This is a genomic window from Cupriavidus basilensis, from assembly GCF_029335485.1.
GTDB lineage: Bacteria > Pseudomonadota > Gammaproteobacteria > Burkholderiales > Burkholderiaceae > Cupriavidus > Cupriavidus basilensis_E.
Genome location: NZ_JARJLM010000707.1, coordinates 1 through 4,111 on the forward strand (window position 1 = coordinate 1; position 4,111 = coordinate 4,111).

The 4,111-nt window shown below is 63.5% G+C and carries 4 protein-coding genes; 3 read left to right on the top strand and 1 reads right to left on the bottom strand.

The window, feature by feature from the left end; all coding sequences use genetic code 11:
• Positions 1-995, top strand: a 995-nt coding sequence (locus P3W85_RS43560) for a porin (protein ID WP_276269382.1), incomplete at its 5' end; no start/stop codon positions are given.
• A 53-nt stretch (positions 996-1,048) separates the two neighbouring features.
• Here the strand turns inward: P3W85_RS43560 and P3W85_RS43565 are convergent.
• Positions 1,049-1,993 carry a LysR family transcriptional regulator gene (locus P3W85_RS43565; RefSeq protein ID WP_276269383.1) on the bottom strand — a complete coding sequence of 315 codons (945 nt, stop codon included), beginning with the start codon at positions 1,991-1,993 and terminating at the stop codon, positions 1,049-1,051.
• 384 nt (positions 1,994-2,377) lie between these two features.
• Between P3W85_RS43565 and P3W85_RS43570 the strand changes: the two genes are divergently transcribed.
• Both P3W85_RS43570 and P3W85_RS43575 read left to right on the top strand, forming a co-directional pair.
• Positions 2,378-3,403 (top strand): MerR family transcriptional regulator, encoded by a 1,026-nt coding sequence (locus P3W85_RS43570; RefSeq protein WP_276269384.1) that lies wholly within the window; start codon positions 2,378-2,380, stop codon positions 3,401-3,403.
• A gap of 318 nt (positions 3,404-3,721) precedes the next feature.
• Positions 3,722-3,967: a hypothetical protein gene (locus P3W85_RS43575; protein WP_035815381.1), complete on the top strand. Its 246-nt coding sequence runs from the start codon at positions 3,722-3,724 to the stop codon at positions 3,965-3,967.
• The last annotated feature ends 144 nt before the right edge of the window (positions 3,968-4,111 follow it).

A 4,111-nucleotide genomic window follows, 5' to 3' on the forward strand; every position in this document is an offset into this window, starting at 1 on the left:
TGTACGGCCAGGCCGACATGTTCGTCGGCGGCGTCAAGAACGTCGGCTCGACCGACCGCGCCTATGTTGCCAACTCGGGCGGCATGCAGACCTCGTACTGGGGTATCAAGGGTACCGAAGACCTCGGCAGCGGCACCAAGGCCATCTTCGACCTGAACGGCTTCTTCCGTACCGACAGCGGCGCCTCCGGCCGCTTCAACGGTGACTCGATGTTCAGCCGCAATGCCTATGTCGGCCTGCAGAACGACAAGCTGGGCACCATCAAGCTGGGCCGCAACACCACGCCCTTCTTCGTATCGACCATCCTGTTCAACCCGCTGGTGGATTCCTATGTGTTCTCGCCGATGGTGTTCCACACCTATTTCGGCGCGTCCACGGCCCGCGTGAACGACCCCGGCATCATCGGCGATTCGGGCTGGAACAATTCGCTGCTGTACTCCACGCCGAATTTCGGCGGCCTGACCGCCAACGTGATCTACTCCTTCGGCGAGAAGGCGGGTGCCAACGGCCAGAACAAGTGGGGCGGCAACCTGATGTACTTCAACGGGCCGTTCGCCGCCACGCTGGCCTTCCAGCAAGTGAAGTTCGACAGCACGCCGGGCGACGTGACCGCGTCGAGCAGCCCCCTGCTGGTCGGCTTCAGCAAGCAGAACGCGGTGCAAGCCGGCGTGAGCTATGACTTCAAGATCGTCAAGCTGTTCGCGCAAGGCCAGTACATCAAGTCCGACATCAACAACAACGCCAACGGCGACATCAAGCACACCAACGGCCAGGTCGGCGTATCGGTGCCGGTCGGCAACGGCAACATCCTGGCGTCCTACGCCTACGACAAGACCAAGAACTCGGTCGCCGACTTCAAGCGCAATACGGTGGCGGTCGCCTATGACTACAACCTGTCCAAGCGCACCGACGTCTACGCAGCCTACTTCTACGACAAGATCACCGACCTGTCGCATGGCGACACCTTCGGCGTGGGCGTGCGTCACAAGTTCTGACGCTGGCTTTCACCTTGCCAACGGGAATTGAACCCGCCCTGGTGGCGGGTTTTTTATGTTCCGGCTGGCTTCGGTGCCGGCTTTGCTCGAGCGTCATTCACGCTGCCGCCCTCGCGCGGTAGCAGGCTCCCGGCGATGAAGTCGACAAAGACCCTGAGCTTGGGCGACAGGTGGCGGCTCGACGGCCACAGTATCCGCAGCGTCGTGCAATCCTGGTTGTAGTCGTCCAGCACGGTGACGAGCGTGCCTTCGTCCAGTTGCCGGCGAATGGCGATATCCGGCACGCAGGCAATGCCCAGGCCTTGCTCGGCGAAGCACACCTGCGGTTCCAGCGTGTTCGTCACCATGCTGGCCGGCCGTTCGATGTCGATCGCCTGGCCAGCGCGGCGCAGCGGCCAGACCTGCAGCTTTCCGGTGGTTGGAAAGCGAAAGATCAGGCAGGCATGGCGCGCCAGATCCTCGGGCTGCACAGGAACGCCCTCGCGCCGGAAATACTCGGGCGAACCGACGACCACCATCCGGTAAGAGCCGATGGCGCGCGTCATCAGCCTGGAATCGCTCGGCTCTCCCGTGCGGATCACCGCATCGAAGCCTTCCTCGATCACCTCCACCAGCCGGTCCGAGCAGTCGATGTCCAGTTCGACCTCGGGATAGAGCCGCTTGAAGTCGGCAAGCCTGGCCATGAACAAGGCGCCGATCGACGGCAAGCTGATCCTCAGCTTGCCACGCGGCGCGCTCTGCGTTTGCGAAAGCTCTGTTTCCGCCGCGGCGACCTCGCAGAGGATGCGCCTGCAGCGCTCAAGGAAGAGCGCGCCCTCCGGCGTGAGACTGACGGTCCGGGTGGAGCGATGAAACAAGCGCACGCCCAGCCGCTCTTCCAGCCGCACGATGGCCTTGCTGACCGCCGAGGACGATATGCCCAGTTGCTGGCCCGCCACGGTAAAGCTGCGGGCCTCCCCTGCCCTGACGAACACGCTGAGAGATCCAAGACTATCCATCCAGCCCCCAATTTATGACAGATTAGTCATATATGCTTGAAACTATAGCCTGGCGGCATCGTTGGCGGCATCCTGCTGGAGACGCAGGGCGCCCGCGTCTTCCCTTGGGCTCTGCTCATACTGCTGGTTCCCGGCCTGGCAATCGCATGGGCCTCCAGCAAGCACGGATTTCCGGCGCGAGCGAACCGAGCGCTGGCCTGACAAGGGGCCGGCAAGCCATGCCTCCCGGCCCCGGAGTTCCATGGCCAGAGGCGCCTTGAACGTACACGGCGCGCGTCCGGTAGCCATCGGGAACCAAAACCGGGCAGGATGCAAAATCCGCTTGAGCCTCACGCAAGGTGAGGCCCGAGCATGGGTTCGCGCAGTCAGGAGAAAGGAGTTTCGATGTTGTTGCGAGTCGGTGATTTGGCAAAGCGTTGCGGCCTGACGGTCAGGACACTTCATCACTACGACAGCATCGGACTGCTGACGCCTTCTGCGCGTTCCGATTCCGGATACCGGCTATACAGCCAGCGGGACATCTCCCGCTTGCACCAGATCCAGGCCTTGCGCCGGTTCGGGGTATCGCTGGCTGGCATCGGTGAGGTTCTGGCGAATCCGGAGATATCGCCCACCGCCGTCCTCGAACAGCAGATACGCATGCTGGACCAGCAGATCTCGCGGACCGTCGGTCTGCGCGACCGCCTGGCGCAAATGCACGCGCAGTTCGTGGCCGGAGTGGAGCCGGATGCCGCCGATTGGCTCTCAACCCTGGAAATGATGACCATGTACGACAAATACTTCTCCCCCGATGAACTCGATGCGCTGCCCTTCTACCAGACCGGCCAGGCGCAGCAACAGGAATGGGCCCTGCTGGTGGCCGAAGTCAACACCTTGATGCAGGCCGGCGCCCCTGCGCGCGGCGCGCAGGCCCAGGCACTCTCCGTGCGCTGGATGGCCCTGCTAGAACGCGATACCGCCGCCAACCCAACCCTGGCGGCCAAGCTCAACGCGATGCACGCCAGCGAAGAAGCGCTGCAGGCGCAAACCGGCATTTCGCCGCAGACGGTCGATTACGTCATGGAGGCGTTCGCGGAGACCAAGCTTGCGCTGTACGAGACATACCTGACACCAGTGGAGTTCGCTCATATGCGTGCCAACTATGGCAAGCAGATGCGGCACTGGCCACCTTTGATCGCCGCCGTCCGCGAGGCCATGACACAAGGCAAGACGCCTGGCGATCCGGCGGTACAGGACCTGGCGCAGCGCTGGCTGGCATTGTTCCGTGCCTATGCGGGCGACGATCCCGCCACCCAGCAGAAAATCCGCCGGGCGCTCGAGGCCGAGCCCCGGCTGACCGAAGGCACATGGGTGGATGCGGCACTCCTGGGCTATCTGCGCGACGCGCTTGCCACGCTGCCGGCACGATAGCAACGCGGCAAGCCGCCCTCCAGGTACCGACGCTTGCCGGGCTGGCCGTCGCCGGTGCTGCCAGGGCCACACCCGAGCAACGCGCGAGCCCGCCCAAGGCCATCGCGCACCGCACCATGGCGACGGCCGCCGAGCAGCGCGGCACCGGCCTCGCCGCTGTCGCATCGCAACAGGAATTGCTGCGATGCGATAGAGACAGTCTACCGTGGCAACGGGATCGAAAGCCGCGGTTTAATAGCCCGATTCAATTGGCGAGCCTGCGAATACCTGCCTAGATTTAGGTTCCAGGCAACGAGACGGCAACGGACGAGGTGACTCATGCGGCGTGATGCTAAGACCCGGTCGGAGTTGATGGCCATCCTGAACCAGTTCCTCAACAACAACCCGGAATGCGGCGAATGCGAGTTGCATGCCATGCGCGTGCACCAGCCGGACCACACCGGTTGCAACTGGAGCGCGGAAGTCGATTTCCCGCGCGAGCCCGATGACCAGTTGCCGACCCAGCTGGCAGCTGCCAGGTCCATCATCGTCGTGATGCGCGAGCAGTACAACCTGCTGCAATAGCGTAAGTCGGACAGAACAGCTTTTCCAGGCCGGCGGAACTGCGCGACAAGCCGGTCAAAAAAACGGGGCTCCTTGCGAGCCCCGTTTTCATTGCGCGCGGCATTCCTGCCTGCGCATGCCCAGGCGGCGGCCAAGGCCACCGCC

Coding starts and splice junctions, on each gene's coding strand:
- P3W85_RS43575 (WP_035815381.1), top strand. CDS start 3,722: ATGCGGCGTGATGCTAAGACCCGGTCGGAGTTGATGGCCATCCTGAAC.
- P3W85_RS43565 (WP_276269383.1), bottom strand. CDS start 1,993: ATGGATAGTCTTGGATCTCTCAGCGTGTTCGTCAGGGCAGGGGAGGCC.
- P3W85_RS43570 (WP_276269384.1), top strand. CDS start 2,378: ATGTTGTTGCGAGTCGGTGATTTGGCAAAGCGTTGCGGCCTGACGGTC.